Here is a 15,585-nt window from a genome sequence, read left to right on the forward strand (position 1 = left end):
TGCCTGAAGTTGTACGGACATCTACGGTCGGGGTGCGGGTGGCGGTCCCGCCGCCCGCACCCCGCCGCCCGCTCACCCCCCGCCCCGGCGTCCGTGCCGTCCGGGTCAGGACAGGTAGTCCTCCAGCCCGCCGTCCCGCCGGATGTCCAGGGTCACGCAGTGGAAGCCGCCGCCCAGCACCCGCGAGTGCCGCAGCCGGTGCGGCAGCACCGTGATGCCCGCGTGCTCCAGCAGCTTGATCAGGCTCTCCTGACCCGACTCCACGATCGCCGTGTCCGGGGAGACCATCAGCAGGTTCATGCTGATCCAGCTCTCGCTCAGCGAGTGCTCGGGCGCCTCCCCGGTGGGCTCGGCCGGCGGGCACCACAGGATGTCCCAGTTCCGCAGCGGGGCCGGCACGGTCTCCGGGGTGACCCGCTCCGGGTTGAGCAGCACCAGCCCCGGGCGCAGCAGCGCGATGGTGCTGTCGATGTGGGTGTAGCCGTAGATGTCGCGCAGCGGGTGCAGCCGCAGGCCGCCGTCACCGAGCAGTCCGAGCGTCGACTCCAGCCACTGCAGGCCCAGTTCGTTGCCGCTGCGGGAGACCTGGTAGAACACGTCCCGGCCGAGCCGCAGCACGTTCGCGGCGTCGAAGACCGGCTCGGCCTCACCGAGCAGCGGCAGCCCGTCGGCGTCGTACTCGAACAGCTCGTCCCTGAGCTGCGGGCGGGGGGCGGCCAGCCAGCGGGCGCCGCGGCGCAGGTAGTCCTGGAAGAGGCCGCGCAGTCCGAACACCTCGAAGTAGCGCTGCCGCATCGGGCTGGCCACCTCGATCACCGTCTCGCCGATCACGAGCGTCAGGTCGCGCGGGCAGTAGGAGTGGAAGCCACCGTCGGCCGCCCAGTAGGGGGAGGCGAACGCGGCCGCGTGGTCGATGACTTCGGGCTGGTGGACGGTGACGCCGAGACCGCGCAGGGTGGCCACCAGGGCGTCCAGGTCCTCCTCGGTCTCCTCGACGACCTGCTGTGAGTAGGGGCCGACCTCGATCGAGGCGAGGTCGGCGGCGCTGGTCTTCGGGAAGCAGGACAGCCACGAGGACGGCTCGGACTGCTCGGGCAGCCGGGCGCCGACCGCGCTGCCGACCACCACCTCGCGCAGCGTGCTGAACTCGTCCCAACTGTGGACCGGACGGGCCGAATTGGACATGACTCCCCCTTGACACGGGTTTCGGGAAACGGAACGCGGAAACGGCGGAACGGCGAGCAGCACGAAAGCGGCGAAAGCGGCGGGAACGCGGGAACGCCGGGAACGGCGACGAGCGGCGGGGACCACGGAATGCGGTGCGAAAAAGCGGGATACGGCGGGTACGGAGGAGAACGGCGGGATTCCGCGCCGCCGGTGGACGACGCGACGCGACCACCGGCGGCGCGACGGCGAAGTCGGCCGGGCGCCGCACGTCGCGGGCCGGCCGCGGCGCAGGGAGCCGAACCGGTCGGGCCGGTCGCGGAATCGGTCCGGACCGATCGCCGGAACGCCTCCGGCCGACCACGGCGGAACGGGAAATCGTCGATCGGGCAGCCGAATTCACCGTTCGACGGGCCCGGGATCGACCGTCAAGCTACCGGCCGGGCCGACGGCGGCGCAAGGACGTGATCGCCGCCCCCGCGCCGCCGCGACCGCCCGTCGTTTGATCGGGGCGGTTGTTCAGCTCTCCCCGCCCCGAGGCCGATCAACGCCCGGACGGGGCCCGCCCGGAGCCGGCCCGGGCGGGGCCGGGGTGCGCCGCCGCGGTCACCACCGCCAGGCCCGCCGGATCCGGCTGCCACCCGCCAGCGCCAGCAGCGCTCCACCGGCCGCCGCGAACCCGGCGACCGCGAGGTTCTGGCGCTGCGCCCGGCGCCGGTCGTCGGCCGCCGCCCGCGCCGAGGCCGCCAGGAAGGCGCGTTCCACCCCGGCCGGGGCCAGCTCGCCGGCCGCCATCCGCCGACGGGCCTCCTCCAGGCGCACGCCGCGGTAGAGCAGTTCCGGGTCCCGGTCGGCGGCCGCCCACCCGCGCGCGGCCGCCGTGAGTCTGCGCTGTTCGCCGAGCGCCTCCCGGCCCTCGGCCAGCCATCCGCGCAGCCTGGGCCACGCCTGCGGGAGCGCGTGGTGGGACAGCTCGACGGTGTCCCGGTCGACCACCACGAGCCGTGCGCGGACCAGCCGTTCCAGCACCTCCGGCACTCCGGGGTCGTCGAACTCGGCCCGGCGGACGGGCCGCCTGCTCGTCGTCTCGCCACCGGAGCCGAACCCGCCGGAGGCGAACCCACCGGAGACGAACCCGCCGGTGCCGGCGAATCCGCCACCTGGCGCGAACCCGACCCCTGCTCCTGGTGCGAACCCGCCTCCTGACGCGAATCCGCCGGTGGTGAACCCGCTTCCCGCGGTGAACCCGCCACCGGGGCCGAACCCACCGCCCGGCACGAACTCGCCGCCGGAGGTGATCCCGCTGCCCAGGGCCGGCCCGCCCGCCGGGAGCAGCCCGTCCACCGGGGCCGGCGCCCCCGTCTGCACCGCTCCGCCGACGGGCGCGGCCTCCACCCCACTCAGCAGCTCCACCCCCAGCCGCAGGAACACCGCCCGCGCCCGCGTCCGGTCCGCCGCGTCCAGCCCGTTGAACAGGGCCTCCGCCGTCCGGGCCAGCGCGCCCTCGAACCCCCCGGTGGCCTGGAACCCGGCCAGGGTCAGGGCGTTGCCGCTGCGCCGCCGCCAGGTCTCCAGCAGGGCCGCCGACAGCAGCGGGAGCGCACCCGGCTGCTGAGCGGCGGCCGAGATCAGGACGGCCAGCAGCGCGCCCTCGACGGTGCAGCCCGCCCGTAACGCCGGTTCGGTGATCGCCCGGCGCAGCTCGTCCGGTGCCGGACGCCCGACCGCCAGCACCGCGTGCCGACCGGCGCCGGCCAGCCCGGGGTGCTCGGCGAACAGCGCGGCGCTGCGGTCCGAGCGGACCACCAGCACCACCCGGCAGCGCGCCGGTGGCTCGACCGGCAGACCGGTCAGCGCCTCCGACGGGGCGCCCGCGGCCGTCGCCACCAGGGCGTCCAGGAACCGGGCCCGCTCGCGGGGGTCCCGGCACCGGGTGTGCAACTGCTCCCCCTGGTCGACCACCAGCACCGGATCCCCGCCGGACGGCCCGGAACCGCCGCGCGCCGCCTCCCCGACCCGCTGCCCGAGCCGGGCGAGCGCGAGCGCGAACGCCTCCATCGGCCGGTCGCCGGGTGACAGCAGCGCCACCGGCGCCCCGGTACCGGGCACCGGCCGGACCGCCGCCCCGCCCCGGCCGGACGCGGCCGCCTGGCCCGGGGGCCCGCCGGCCCCAGGGCCACCGGCACGGACCGCCCCGGCGCCGGACCCGGCCGGCACCCCGAGCCGGGCCAGCAGGCCGGCCCTGACCAGCGAGGACTTGCCCACGCCGGACGGACCGGTGACGACCACCAGCCGCCGTTCGTCGAGCAGCCCCACCAGGCGGTCGAGCAGCACCTCGCGCCCGAAGAACCGCTCGACGTCGGCCGCCTCGAACGCCGCCGCACCCGGATAGGGGGCCCGCCCGGCGTCCTGGGCGCGCCGGCGGGCGGCCGTGTCGGCGGCGATCTCGGCGGCGAGCAGCTGCCAGCGGTGCTGCCACTCCCGCACGTCCCCGCCGCAGGCCTGCACGTAGGCGAGGGTGACGGCGAGACTGGGCAGCCGGCGGCCTCCCGCGGCCACCGACAGACTGGCCGCCGAACAGTGCGCCCGAACAGCGAGTTGACGGTACGGCGGGCTCCCGGCCCGCTCCCGCAGGGCTCGCAGATCACCCGCGAACCGCAGCAGCGGTCCGTCCCCAGGGTCCAGTGGACTCTCCCGACGCGGCACTACGGCCCCCTTCTCCGTTGAAGCGGTGTCCTGACCACATTTGCGCGCCCACGCGTCTCACGCGTGTCTCCTGTCCATCCCCCGTGATTCATCATGCACAGGGCGGTTGGCGCCGAACAATGGTGCCTGCGGGTCGGTTGTTCCGAGTTGATGTTCAATGTCCAGCCCTGCGGCGCCGAACAATGGCGGTGGGATAGAACCGGGACCCGCAGCCTTCGCTGACTTCGGAGACATCCATGAAGTTCACGCGGTACTGCCGTTCCCTCCTGTCCACACCCGCGATGGCGGTGGAGCGGTACACCAAGAGCCACCAGTCCGGGGCCGACATCGCCATGGTCGACCTGGAGGATTCGGTCCCACCCACCCGGAAGGAGGAGGCCCGCCGGCTGGCCGAGGAGTTCTTCACCCTCCCGTCCACCAAGCTCGCGCGCAGCGCGGTCCGCATCAACACCCTTTCCGGGCCCGACGGTCTGCGCGACCTGATCGCCATCACCCGGTACCGGGTCAAGCCGGACATCGTGCTGATCCCGATGGTGGAGTCCGCCCGGGACGTCGAGATCGCGGCCGGCGCGCTCGGCGCGGACTGCCCGGACACGGCGTTCCTCGCCGTCGTGGAGACGCCGCTGGGCATCGAGAACGCCACCGCCATCGCGGCCGCCGGGCACCGGCTGCGCGGGCTGGTCTTCGGATCGGCCGACTACGCCTTCGCGGTCGGTGCCAGCCGTTCCTGGGCGGCCCTGGCGCACGCCCGCGCCCGGGTGGTCAACAGTGCCCGAGCCGCCGGGGTGGAGGCGATGGACGCCCCGTTCTTCGCCGTCGCCGACCTGGCCGGGCTGCGGCAGGAGGCCGGGCTGGCCCGGGACTTCGGCTTCAGCGGAAAGATCGCCGTGCACCCGAGCCAGCTCCCGCTGATCAACGAGACCTTCAGCCCCGGCGAGGAACTGCTCGCGCACGCCCGCCGGGTGGTCGCGGCGGGCCTGGAGAACGGCCGCTCGGTCACCGTGGTGGACGGGGTGATGGTCGGCATGCCGTTCTTCGAGGCCTCGCAGCGGCTGATCGAGGAGTTCGACCCGCCCCGGCCGGACGGCCCGCTCCGACCGGACGACTCACCCTGACCGCACGACGCGCCCCGACCGGGCGGCCCGCCCCGACCCCACGACGCGCCCCGACCGGGCGGCCCGCCCCGACCCCACGACGCGCCCCGACCGGGCGGACGCCCCCGGCCGGGCCCCGCTCACCGCACCATCCGCAGGACCGCGCGCCGAGCGCGGCCGACACCCGAGCCACCCGAACCACCCGACGGAGAAGTGACGATGACCGAAGAATCGATCCTGGGCCCGCGCCGCTACCGCAACGCCGAGGCCATGCTCGCCACCGCCGACCCGGTCTGGCAGGCGGCCGCCGCCCACGGCCTGATCGGCATCACGGTGGACTCGGAGTCCAACAACCGGCTGATCGTCCGCGAGACCGGCCACGAGTTCGCCAACATGGTCTCCTGCGCCTACCTGGGCCTGAACAACCACCCGACCGTCGCGGCCGGCGCGGTGGACGCGCTCGCCGAGTCCCGCAGCACGTGGCTGGTCACCTCCACCACCCGGATCCGGCACAACCTGCTGGTGCGCCTGGAGGAGGAGCTCGGCGAGCTGTTCGGCGCGCACATCCTGCCCGGCGCGTCCTGCACCTCGCTCACCGCCGGCATCCTGCCGCTGATCGCCTCCGGCCACCTGGACGGCACCTGTCAGGGCGGCGGCGGCCCCCGGGTGATGGTCTTCGACCGCTTCTGCCACTTCTGCATGGCGTACGTGAAGCCGATCTGCGCCGACGAGTCGATGGTGCTGACCTGCCCGCACAACGACCTGAACTACCTCGAGGACATCTGCCGCAAGTACCCACGGGTCGCCTACGTGGCCGACGGCGCCTACTCCATGGGCGGCGCCGCGGCCCTCGACGGCCTGCTCGAACTCCAGGACCGCTACGGGCTGTTCCTCTACATCGACGACTCCCACTCGCTCTCCATCATGGGCGAGCGCGGTGAGGGCTTCGTCCGCTCCCGGCTGGAGATGAACCCGCTCACGGTGATCGTGGCGAGCCTCGGGAAGGGCTTCGGCACCGGCGGCGGCGTCGCGATGCTCGGCAACCGCCAGCAGTTCGAGTTCCTGCACCGGCACGCCGGACCGGTCGGGTGGTCGCAGAACGTCGCGCTGCCTCTGGTCGGCGCCTCACTGGGCGCCGCGTCCATCCACCGCTCCCCCGAACTGGCCGATCTCCAGGCCCGGTTGAACCGCAACATCGACCTCTTCGACGAGCTGCTGCCGACCACCTTCGCGGGCAACGGCCTGCCGGTGCGCCGGGTCGACGTCGGCGACGCCGACCAGGCCGTCAAGCTGTCCGCCCAGCTCTTCGAGCGCGGCTTCTACAGCTCGGCGGTCTTCTTCCCGATCGTGCCCAAGGGCGAGGCCGGCCTGCGCCTGATGATGCGCGCCGACATGGACGAGCGGCTGATCCGCGAGTTCGCCGGCCACGTCAAGGAACTCACCGCCGACCTCTAGAACCCGGGAGACCCACCATGGACGGATCCGAGTTCGCCGGGTACCGGCGGATCGGCGAGCACCGCTACCGCGAGGTGGTCGGGCGCTACTACGAGGAGTTCACGGTCGGCGAGGTGGTCGAGCACCGCCCCGGGCGGACCGTCACCGAGCTGGACAACGTCCTGATGAGCATGCTGAGCATGAACGACGCCCCGCTGCACATCGACGCCGCCTACAGCGAGCACACGCCGTGGAAGCGCCCGATCGTCTCCAGCCTGGTGACGCTCAGCATCGTCGGCGGGATGACCGCCCGCTCCACCAGCGGGCGCACCATCGCCAACCTCGGCTGGGAGAACATCCGCATGACCAACCCGGTGTTCACCGGCGACACCCTCTACGCGGAGACCGAGACCCTCGCCACCCGGCTCTCCGGCAGCCGTCCCGGACAGGGCATCGTCAGCTGCCGCACCACCGGGACGAAGTCGACCGGCGAGGTCGTGGTGGTCTTCGAGCGCAGCTTCCTGGTGCCGCTGCGCGGCCACGGCCTGGACGAGGTCGCCGGGTACTGAGCCCCGCAGGGCGACGGGCCGGGCCTTCCGCTCGCGGTCGGACGCGGTAGGACGCGGTCGGACGCAGAGGCGTCGGGCCCGGCACGGAGCTCCGTGCCGGGCCCGGCCCGCGGCGACCCGGCGGACGCGCCGCCGAGCCCTCAGCCCTCCCGGTGCACGTTTACCAGCACCTTGCCCATCGTCTCCCGCGCGGCCAGCGCCCGGTGCGCCCCGGCGACACCGGTCAGCGGCACCGTGCGGTCGATCCGCGCCACCAGGCGCCCCTGCTCGGCGAGCCCGAACAGCCGCTCGGCGATGCCGGCGAACAGCACCCGGTCCGCCAGGACGTGCTCGAGCCAGAACGCCAGCACCCCCGCCGAGCGGTCCGCCAGCTCGTCCACCGCGAAGCTCTCCTCCGGGCCGCCCCGCGCACCGACCGACAGCACCCGGCCGAACGGCGCCAGCCGGTCGAAGCCGGTGCGCAGCAGCGGCCCGCCGACCAGGTCCACGAACAGGTCCACCCCGCCCGACTCGGCGAGCTGCTCGGGCAGCCCGGGGTCCGCCGGGTCCAGGGCCCGGTCCGCGCCCAGCGAGCGGACGAACTCCCGCTTGGCCGGCGTGGAGGCGAGACCGACCACCCGGCCCGCCCCCAGCTCCTTCGCGAGCTGCACCACCAGGTGCCCGACCCCGCCGGCCGCCGCCGTCACGGCGACGGTCTCGCCCGGGCGCAGCCGGCCCAGCAGGGTCAGCGCGCCGTAGGCCGTCGCGCCCTGTTCCAGCAGGGCCAGCGCCTGCGCGTCCCCGACGGCGTCCGGCACCTCGACGGTGAACGCCTCCTCGACGCGGGCGACGCGGGCGTACCCGCCGCCCTCGCGCAGCAGTGCGGCGACGCGCCGGCCGTCCCGGCGCCGCCGGCCCACCACGTCCGCTCCGAGCACCGCCGGCAGCGGGTAGCGCGCGTACTCGCCGGTGCGGCAGTGCAGGTCGGCGTAGTTGAGCCCGGCCAGGGTGACGTCGACCAGCGCCTGGCCGGGGCCGGCCACCGGTTCCGGCAGGGTCTCGGTGCGGAACTCCTCGGGCCCGCCGTAGCGGTGGATCACCGCCGCACGCATCCCACCGGGGGCCGCGGGGCGTGCGTCGTGCCCGTCGTGCTCCTCGCGCTCGCCGCTCGCGGTGCTCTCGGCGCTCCCTGGGCTCACGGGGCCGTCGGGGCTCACCCGGTCCACGCGGTCCGCCCCGTCCACCCCGTCCACCCCGTCCACCCCGTCCACCCGGCTCACGCCGCGAACAGCGCGAGCAGCCGCGCCTCGAGGGTGCGGGCGGCCTCCGGGTCCTCGGCGATCACGCAGTACATCACCGAGCCGTCCGCCGGGGAGAAGTCGCAGCTGTACACCACGCCGGTGCCGGTCCGCGCGTCGAAGGCCAGCCCGGCGTCCCCGATCGCGGCCACCGCCCCGGCGAAGGACGGCACCTTCAGGCCCGCCAGCTCCAGCAGGTAGCGCGAGCCGCGGTGCTCCGGGCGCAGCAGGCGGCCGACGTAGGCGTCGTGCAGGTGGCTGGAGCCGGTGAGCCGCCCGTTGGTCTCGTGGAAGTAGATCTCGCCCTTGGGCGTCAGCACGGCGTCCGCGCTGACCGTGCCCCGGTAGCCGATCGTCCGCAGCGACTCGCACAACCGGGCTCCCTGGTCGACCAGTTCGGCCAGCGTCGCGGGGTCCGGGGTGACCGGCGGGGTGATCTCGCCGATCACCACCGGCTGCATCACCATCTCGCCGCAGCCGGCCAGCACCACGGCCTCGTCGTCCAGGTCGAACTGGGCGTACAGCGGCGCGGAGTCGGCGAAGAACCGTTCCACCACGACCCGCTGCCCGCGCCCGCCGGTGAGCCACTCCCAGCGCTGCGCGACGTAGCCGGCCACCGCGGCCCGGTCCGGCAGCGGAACGACCCGCTCCGCGCCCGCCGGGTCGACCCGTTCGTCCCGGCTGAGGATCTCGTTGCCGAAGCCGCCCGCCTGGTACTCGACCTTCACCATCACGCTGTGTCCCTGCGCCAGCAGGCCCTCGACGGCGGCCTCGACCTCGGCCGGCGAGCCGGCGACCGTCCCGGGCGGGATCGGCACCCCGGCGCCGGCGGCCAGCGCCCGGAACCCGGCCTTGCTGTTGACGATGGCGTTGCCGCCCTGCAGGGCGAAGGCCTGCCCCGGCATCGCGTGCGCCGCGCCGAGCGCCGCCGCCAGCTCGGCCACGGCCCCGTTCGGAGAGATCGCCAGCACCCGGTCGAGGGTGCGCCCGTCCAGGGCCCGGCGCAGCTCGGCCCGGAAGTCCGGGTGGGTCAGGCGGTCCGTGGTGAGCACCTGGTCCCCCTGGGCGCCCGGCGGCGGCACCACGAGGGTCAGGCTCCCGGCGCGCACGCCGGTCAGCCCCGTGACGTACGCCAGGTACTCGGGGTCGGGCCCCCAGGGCAGCACCAGCACGTCGCCGTCCTCGGCCCACCAGAGCATCCGCTGGGCCCCGCAACCGGCGAACAGCTGCTCCAGCCGCTCCATCCCGGTGAGGTCGCCGACCATTTCCTCGGTGCGGTTGTTCGCGATGCAGAGCGTCGTCATCTGGTGAACTCTCCCGGGGTTCGGCGCTGTTGCGGCCCTGGTCCGTCGCACGTCACGGGTGGGGCGTGCGCTACAGATGTAGCGCACCGGGGTTGTTCTGGTTCGGCCCTCGGTCATTGAACAAAAACGCCGAACAACCGGGCCGCCCCTCCCCGGGCCGATTCCGGCGCGGGCGTGTGCACGTCGGTCGGGAGGTTGACGATCGCCCCGATCACGTGGGACCACTCATGGCTCGCAGCGGTCGGCGGACCATGACGTCGGTTCGGGCCAGCCGCGGGTTCCATCCGGGAGGACCGCTCAGCGGTGTCTGGAAAGCCACCCGAAGCGCCACCGTCTGCCACCGTCCGGAGCGCGCGGCGTTGGGGGACGAGGCTCCGCTGTCAGGGCTCGCGCTCCGTGCACCAGAGCCAGCCGGGCCGCCTGCTCCGGCCGGCCGAGAGCCGTGTAAGCCGATACCAGGTTGTCGACCACCTGGGCCCGGATGGCGTCGTTGCCGGCCTCCGCGGCGCAGTCGGCGGCCTCGCACAGAATCTCAACTGCCTGATCGTGATGACCAAAGCTCCAAGTGGCACAACCGTACACGTTCAGCGTCGCAGCCAGACCCACCAGATTCCCGTGCTTGCGGAAGTGCTCACTCGCCCGGTGAAGGTAGAGGGGGGCTGCCGGATTGCCCAGAGTGAACATGGCCGAACCGCGACACAGCAGTGCCTCGGCCTCCGAGACCTCGTCCCTCACCACCCGATCGAAACAGTCCGCGGCCTCCGCACTGAACTTCTCTGCTTCCTCATACCGTCCCAACCGCAACAAGACCTCACCGAGGTCCTTCAGAGCGTGGGCCCTATTGGTCATCCCTCCGCCGCCTTCCTCCTTCAACCGGTCCACGGTGTTCCGAAGGATCCGGGCGGCTTCCTCGTACTGGCCCTGATCCGCCAGAATCGCGGCGAGGTGGCTCAGTGCGGCGTTCTCCCGGAATTTCTCGCGCGCCTTGCGGAGCGACTTCACGGCGCGACGTGCCGCGACGGCTGCTTTCTCCAGACGCCCCTCCTGCTGTAAGGCGAGGGCAAGAAGATCGAGTGCGATGCCGGTGGTGTCCACCTCGCCGAGTGACTTCCCGGCCCGAACTGCCCGTTCCAGGAGTTCGGTCCACTGGGGCAGGACTCGACGAAGCCGAAGGTAGCCGCCCAACGCGACCGGCAGGATCAGGGAGAGCCCAGCGTGTCTGTCCGCGTTGGCACGGACGGCCGCGGCCAACAGGTTGAGGTACTCATCGTCCAGCCAGGCAATGCCCCGGTCCGGTGCGCCCAGGAAGCGTGTAAACGGGCCGTCGTTACTGGTCGCGACGGTGTCATTGAGGTTGAGCGCGGCCGCCAGGGCCGTTTCCACGTAGTAGGAGTTCAGCCGGTTCCGCGCCTCGGAGAGTTCTCCAGCGGGAGCGTTGACGGCTCGTTCCTCCGCGAAGAGCCGGACCAGGTCGTGGAAGGCCCAGCGACCCCACCGTGGAGCCTCGATCAGGTGCGCCCGGGCAAGCGACTCGAGCGTCCGGTCAGCTCGCGTGCCCGCCAGTTGGCCGGCCGCCTCAGTGGATATGTCCGGGCCCGGATTGAGCGCCAACAGCCCGAACAGCCGGGCCTGTTCGCGGTCCAAGCGCTGGTACGAGAGGTCGAAGGCGGCCCTGACAGTGCGCTCGTCGCGCGCCAGCGCGTTGAGTCGCTGGTGGGCCTCGGCGAGTTGGGCGGCGAACTCCGCGAGTGGCCTGTCGGAGATATCGGCCAGCAGGGCCGCCGAGATCCAGAGTGCAAGCGGCAGGTAGCCGCACAGGTCGGCGATCCTTTCGGCCGAGGCACGGTCACCGTCCACCCTCCGGTCGACCGGTTTGATCTCCTGCAGGACACGACGGATCAGCTCGACCGCCGAATCCGTGTCGAGTGGCCGCAGGTGCAGACGTGTCCCGCTGAGCACCAGCTTGTGCCGTGAGGTAACCAATGCGCCATGGTAGTCGTCGTTGGGCAGCAGCGGACCGACCTGGTCATCGTCCGAGGCGTCGTCCACCACGACCAGCAGGCGCCGTTCCTGTTCGGCGTAGGCCGCTAGCACCGAGCGGTAGAGCCTGGTCAACTCCTGTTCGCTCTTCGGGTCCTTCGAGATGTGCTCGTCCGGAATGCTCAGCGCATGGAGCAACTGCACCAGCGCCTGGTGGGTCGAAACCCGGTGATGGTCGTCGTAGCCGTGCAGTTCGACGAAGAGCACTCCACCGGAGAACAGGCCCTTGTCCTTCCAGGCCCGCCACGCGGCCTCCACTGCCAACGCGGTCTTGCCTACCCCGGGCATCCCGACGATCGACGTCACCGGAACGCGTTGCAACTCTTGGACGACCTCAGCAAGTTCGTCACTTCGCCCGGAGAACAGCTGGCCACGCCTGGGCAGCCCCTGCAGCGAAGGGGTGATCACACGCGGAAGGGTGATCTTCACTCGCCGACCCTGCACGACCGCACCGAAGAAGATCCCGCCACTGATGTGGTTGTCCATGAGTACTCCCTCCCCGACGCCCACGCTAGGCCAACGGGCAGGCGGTACGCGGCCATTTCGCGAGTACCCCGGCACGGTCGGCGGAGCCCAGGTGCTCCGTCCGTGAGGTCGGGGCTCTCGGATTCACCCCGCTCGACGGCTTCATGGTGCTGCGGCCCGGCGCGGGCGGGTGGTAGCGCTGAGCCGCGCCGCGGCGGGCGACGGCCCGTCCGGCGGATCCTGCCGGTCGCGGTGGTCCGCTGCTCCTATCGTCGGGGCGTGACGGTCCGTCCACAGGGTCGCCGGAGAGGAGTGGATCGACGATGTGGCCGCGGGTGAACGGCATGCGTTCGATGGAGCTGGGTACGCCGGACGGGATGCGGGTCGAGCTGAACGCGCTGGTGCTGGAGGGGAGGAAGACGACGACCACCGGGCTGCTGGCGGACTACGCCGCGCAGGCCGAGGACCTGGAGCACCCGGGTGAGCGGCTGGCGCTGCTGGACGTCCGGGGGCGGCCCGTCGCCGTCATCGAGATCACCGGCATCGAGGTGACGTCCTTCGCGGCGGTGGCCTGGGAGCACGCCCGGGCCGAGGGCGAGGGCTTCACCTCACTGGACGACTGGCGCGCCGGTCACCGCCGCTACTGGGGCCGCCTGGGCAGCGTGGTCGAGGACGACACCGAGGTGGTCTGTCTGGCCTTCCGGCTGGTCGACGGCGACAAATGTTGATTCTTCAACTATGATCAAGGGGCACCGACCAGGCGGTCAGCCGCACCCGAGGAGGAACCATGGAGCAGTCCGTCAACGACAACGCCGCGCAGTCCCGGTTCGAGATCACCGACGACGGCGAGCTCGCCGGCTTCGCCGAGTACCACCGCTCCGGCGACGAGATCGCCTTCATCCACACCGAGATCGACCCCCGCTTCGAGGGCCGCGGACTCGGCAGCCGACTCGCCCGCGCCGCCCTCGACGCCGCCCGCGACCAGCAGCTCGCCGTCCTGCCCTACTGCCCCTTCATCCGCGGGTGGATCACCAAGCACCCCGAGTACGCCGACCTCGTCCCCGCCACCCACCGCGCCCGCTTCGGCCTCTGACCGCCGCCCGGCCCCTGCGCCCGGGGCTCAGGCGGGCGGCAGGGACCTGGCCAGGTCCTCGGCCTCGCGCAACTGCTCGACGCCCAGCCGCCGGAGGTCCCGGAGCAGCAGGGCGGTGTCCCGGACGGCCTCGCCCGGCGCCGGCGCGTCCTCGGGCAGCGGGAGGCCGAGGAGTGCGGCGAGGTCCGCCGCGGGCAGGGCCAGGACGACCGCGAGGTCGGCCACCAGGTCCGGGGTCAACTCGGCCTGGTCGGCGGCGATCCGGCCGTAGACGGTGGCCATCCGGGACCGCCCGGTCAGCAGCTGGACGGCCTTCGCCGTGCCGTTCCAGCCGAGGTTGCGGGTGGCGACCATCCGCATCAGTACGTTCCCCGGCGTGTGCCGGTACGGCACGGAGGCGGGCAGGCCCTCGATCCGTCCGCGCTGCCGGGCGGACGGCAACCCCGCCACGTGGGACCGGAGTTCGGCCCGCGCCTCGGGCGGCAGCGCGAGGGCGAAGCGCATCACGCCGGTGATCGACGTGGTGGCCATGCCGCCGGCCGGGGCGAGGTCCTCCGGCAGCGGGAGCGCGGCGAGCTCGAAGAGGTCGGCGGCGTCCAGGCCGAGCGCGGGCGCGAGCCGGCGCAGCAGCACCGGATCGGGCCCGGCGCCGGCGAGGAGCGCGGCCACCTCGGGCTCGGCGGCCCCGGCCTGCCCGGCCAGGTCGGCGGGCGCCAGACCGCGGTGGTCCAGCAGGCGGGCCAGCAGGGTGGCGAAGCCGGGGAACTCGATCATGGCCGCCAGCATAGGCGCCCCGCCGGCGCCTCCCGAACACCACCGGGGGCGGACCGGGGCGGGTGCCGGCCCCACGGGGCACCACGGCCGCGCCCTCCCGTCCGCGGCACCCCGGCGATCGACACCCGGCACCCGGGACCCGGCGATCGGCACCCCGGCGGTCGGCACCCGGTAGCACGTTCGGGTGGGCCCGGCGCGCCGGGACGGCGACGGGTCGGGAGGATGGGGGGATGGCGCGCAGGAGGTCGGCATGAGCAGCAGGCAGGCACGGGCCACGCTCCTCGCCCGGATCGCGGTGCTCGCGGCGGTCGCGGCCCTGGTCGTGCTCGTCGCGACACCGGCCGGGGGTCTGGTCGTGCTGGCGACCGGCGTGGTGGGGCTGGCCCTGGCGGCGGTGGGCGTGTGGTGGGCGGTCGCGCACCGGCGGGCGCTGCGGATGCTCGGTCTGGTGCTGGCCGTCGCCGCGCCGCTCTGCGTGTTCGCCCTCTACACGGCGCACGGCCTGTGGCTCGACGCCTTCGGCGGGCTGGTGCTGTGGGGCGCCGCGCTGCTCTGCGCGCGGGGCGTGATGCGCGAGGTGCGGCCCGCGCACGGCATGCGGACCCGGGAGAGCCCGCCGCCGGCGCACCCGGTGCTGATCATGAACCCGAAGTCCGGCGGCGGCAAGGTCGGCCGCTTCGACCTGGTGCGGAAGGCGGAGGCGCTCGGTGCACGGGTGGTGCTCCTGGACACCGCGCAGCACCAGGACGTCGCCGCGCTGGCCCGCCGGGCGGTCGCCGACGGGGCGGACCTGCTGGGCGTCGCGGGCGGCGACGGCACCCAGGCGCTGGTGGCCGACGTCGCGGCGGAGCGCGGAGTGCCGTTCATGGTGGTCTCCGCCGGCACCCGCAACCACTTCGCGATGGACCTGCTCCTCGACCGCGACGACCCGTCGACCTGCCTCGACGCGCTGACGGACGGGGTCGAGCTGACGGTGGACCTCGGCCGGGTGGCGGACCGGCCCTTCGTCAACACGGTCTCGTTCGGGGTCTACGCACAGATCGTGCAGAGCCCGGAGTACCGCGACGCCAAGGCGAGCACCGCACTGGGCGCGCTGCCCGACCTGCTGCTCGGCAGCACCGGGCCGCGGCTGGCGGCCGTCGCCGGCGGCACCCGGCTGGACAACCCGCAGGCACTGCTGGTGAGCAACAACCCGTACGCGGGCGCGGACCCCCTCGGCGCGGGCCGCCGGCCCCGGCTCGACGGCGGGGCGCTGGGCGTCCTCGGCCTGCGGGTGGACGGCGCCGCCCAGGCCGCGGACCTCGCGCTGCGCGGGGCCCGGTCCCCGGCGGTGAGCCTGCTGACGGCCGGGCGGGTCACCGTCACCGCCGACTCCGCGACCGTCCCGGTGGGCGTCGACGGCGAGGCGGTGGTGCTGCCGACCCCGGTGGTCTGCGAGATCCGCCCCGGCGCCCTGCGCGTACGGGTGCCGCGGCACCGCCCCGGGGCCCCGCCGCCCGCCGCCCCCGCGGACTGGCGGCTGATCCTCCGCCTCGCGCTCGGACGCCGGACGGGGATCCAGGCCGGGGTGTAGGGCGTGTCTTTCGGATCACGCCAGGCGATCGCCGCCGGGGCACGCACTCCCCCAGCCTTCGGCCGGGGGTACCCCCACGCCGGCTTCTCGTC

12 protein-coding genes are annotated in these 15,585 nt (G+C 73.7%); 6 read left to right on the top strand and 6 right to left on the bottom strand.

All coding sequences use genetic code 11. The features are described 5' to 3' along the window. Positions 1-105: 105 nt before the first annotated feature. A complete protein-coding gene (locus ACFYUY_RS24945; protein WP_360217270.1) occupies positions 106-1,185 on the bottom strand; it encodes an inosamine-phosphate amidinotransferase 1 in 1,080 nt (359 codons plus the stop codon). Positions 1,186-1,770: 585 nt separating this feature from the next. After that, complete coding sequence (locus ACFYUY_RS24950) at positions 1,771-3,723, bottom strand: hypothetical protein (protein ID WP_387903788.1); 1,953 nt, start codon at positions 3,721-3,723, stop codon at positions 1,771-1,773. Positions 3,724-4,106: 383 nt separating this feature from the next. Between ACFYUY_RS24950 and ACFYUY_RS24955 the strand changes: the two genes are divergently transcribed. The 3 genes from ACFYUY_RS24955 to ACFYUY_RS24965 all read left to right on the top strand — a co-directional run bounded on the left by ACFYUY_RS24955 (position 4,107) and on the right by ACFYUY_RS24965 (position 6,967). Next, entirely contained in the window at positions 4,107-4,985 is an 879-nt protein-coding gene (locus ACFYUY_RS24955; protein WP_360217265.1) for a CoA ester lyase, read from the top strand. A gap of 198 nt (positions 4,986-5,183) precedes the next feature. Continuing rightward, on the top strand, positions 5,184-6,419 hold the full coding sequence (locus tag ACFYUY_RS24960; protein ID WP_360217262.1) for an aminotransferase class I/II-fold pyridoxal phosphate-dependent enzyme: 1,236 nt from the start codon (positions 5,184-5,186) through the stop codon (positions 6,417-6,419). Between the two features lie 17 nt (positions 6,420-6,436). Beyond that, complete coding sequence (locus tag ACFYUY_RS24965; RefSeq protein ID WP_360217259.1) at positions 6,437-6,967, top strand: MaoC family dehydratase; 531 nt, start codon at positions 6,437-6,439, stop codon at positions 6,965-6,967. Between the two features lie 140 nt (positions 6,968-7,107). Here ACFYUY_RS24965 and ACFYUY_RS24970 read toward each other — a convergent pair whose 3' ends face one another. From ACFYUY_RS24970 to ACFYUY_RS24980, 3 genes are all read right to left on the bottom strand, one after another. Then, complete coding sequence (locus ACFYUY_RS24970; RefSeq protein WP_387903792.1) at positions 7,108-8,226, bottom strand: zinc-binding alcohol dehydrogenase family protein; 1,119 nt, start codon at positions 8,224-8,226, stop codon at positions 7,108-7,110. After that, positions 8,223-9,548, bottom strand: a complete 1,326-nt coding sequence (locus ACFYUY_RS24975) for a peptide ligase PGM1-related protein (RefSeq protein ID WP_387903795.1) — start codon at positions 9,546-9,548, stop codon at positions 8,223-8,225. Before ACFYUY_RS24975 ends, ACFYUY_RS24970 begins: the two co-directional genes overlap by 4 nt. A gap of 297 nt (positions 9,549-9,845) precedes the next feature. After that, positions 9,846-12,074, bottom strand: a complete 2,229-nt coding sequence (locus ACFYUY_RS24980) for a tetratricopeptide repeat protein (RefSeq protein WP_387903798.1) — start codon at positions 12,072-12,074, stop codon at positions 9,846-9,848. 323 nt (positions 12,075-12,397) lie between these two features. Here ACFYUY_RS24980 and ACFYUY_RS24985 point away from each other — a divergent pair, with 323 nt between their 5' ends. Next, positions 12,398-12,781, top strand: coding sequence for an ASCH domain-containing protein (locus tag ACFYUY_RS24985; RefSeq protein WP_360217247.1), 384 nt, complete (start codon positions 12,398-12,400; stop codon positions 12,779-12,781). A 59-nt stretch (positions 12,782-12,840) separates the two neighbouring features. Then, entirely contained in the window at positions 12,841-13,146 is a 306-nt protein-coding gene (locus ACFYUY_RS24990) for a GNAT family N-acetyltransferase (RefSeq protein WP_360217245.1), read from the top strand. 27 nt (positions 13,147-13,173) lie between these two features. Here ACFYUY_RS24990 and ACFYUY_RS24995 read toward each other — a convergent pair whose 3' ends face one another. After that, entirely contained in the window at positions 13,174-13,920 is a 747-nt protein-coding gene (locus ACFYUY_RS24995) for a hypothetical protein (RefSeq protein WP_387903801.1), read from the bottom strand. Positions 13,921-14,170: 250 nt separating this feature from the next. On the opposite strand from ACFYUY_RS24995, the gene ACFYUY_RS25000 reads away from it, so the two are divergent. Next, positions 14,171-15,493, top strand: a complete 1,323-nt coding sequence (locus ACFYUY_RS25000) for a diacylglycerol/lipid kinase family protein (protein WP_387903804.1) — start codon at positions 14,171-14,173, stop codon at positions 15,491-15,493. Positions 15,494-15,585 lie beyond the last annotated feature (92 nt).

Origin of the sequence: Kitasatospora sp. NPDC004745, assembly GCF_042873275.1 — a bacterium.
GTDB lineage: Bacteria > Actinomycetota > Actinomycetes > Streptomycetales > Streptomycetaceae > Kitasatospora.

Coding starts and splice junctions, on each gene's coding strand:
- ACFYUY_RS24955 (WP_360217265.1), top strand. CDS start 4,107: ATGAAGTTCACGCGGTACTGCCGTTCCCTCCTGTCCACACCCGCGATG.
- ACFYUY_RS24990 (WP_360217245.1), top strand. CDS start 12,841: ATGGAGCAGTCCGTCAACGACAACGCCGCGCAGTCCCGGTTCGAGATC.
- ACFYUY_RS24945 (WP_360217270.1), bottom strand. CDS start 1,185: ATGTCCAATTCGGCCCGTCCGGTCCACAGTTGGGACGAGTTCAGCACG.
- ACFYUY_RS24985 (WP_360217247.1), top strand. CDS start 12,398: ATGCGTTCGATGGAGCTGGGTACGCCGGACGGGATGCGGGTCGAGCTG.
- ACFYUY_RS24980 (WP_387903798.1), bottom strand. CDS start 12,074: ATGGACAACCACATCAGTGGCGGGATCTTCTTCGGTGCGGTCGTGCAG.
- ACFYUY_RS24995 (WP_387903801.1), bottom strand. CDS start 13,920: ATGATCGAGTTCCCCGGCTTCGCCACCCTGCTGGCCCGCCTGCTGGAC.
- ACFYUY_RS24960 (WP_360217262.1), top strand. CDS start 5,184: ATGACCGAAGAATCGATCCTGGGCCCGCGCCGCTACCGCAACGCCGAG.
- ACFYUY_RS24975 (WP_387903795.1), bottom strand. CDS start 9,548: ATGACGACGCTCTGCATCGCGAACAACCGCACCGAGGAAATGGTCGGC.
- ACFYUY_RS25000 (WP_387903804.1), top strand. CDS start 14,171: ATGAGCAGCAGGCAGGCACGGGCCACGCTCCTCGCCCGGATCGCGGTG.
- ACFYUY_RS24965 (WP_360217259.1), top strand. CDS start 6,437: ATGGACGGATCCGAGTTCGCCGGGTACCGGCGGATCGGCGAGCACCGC.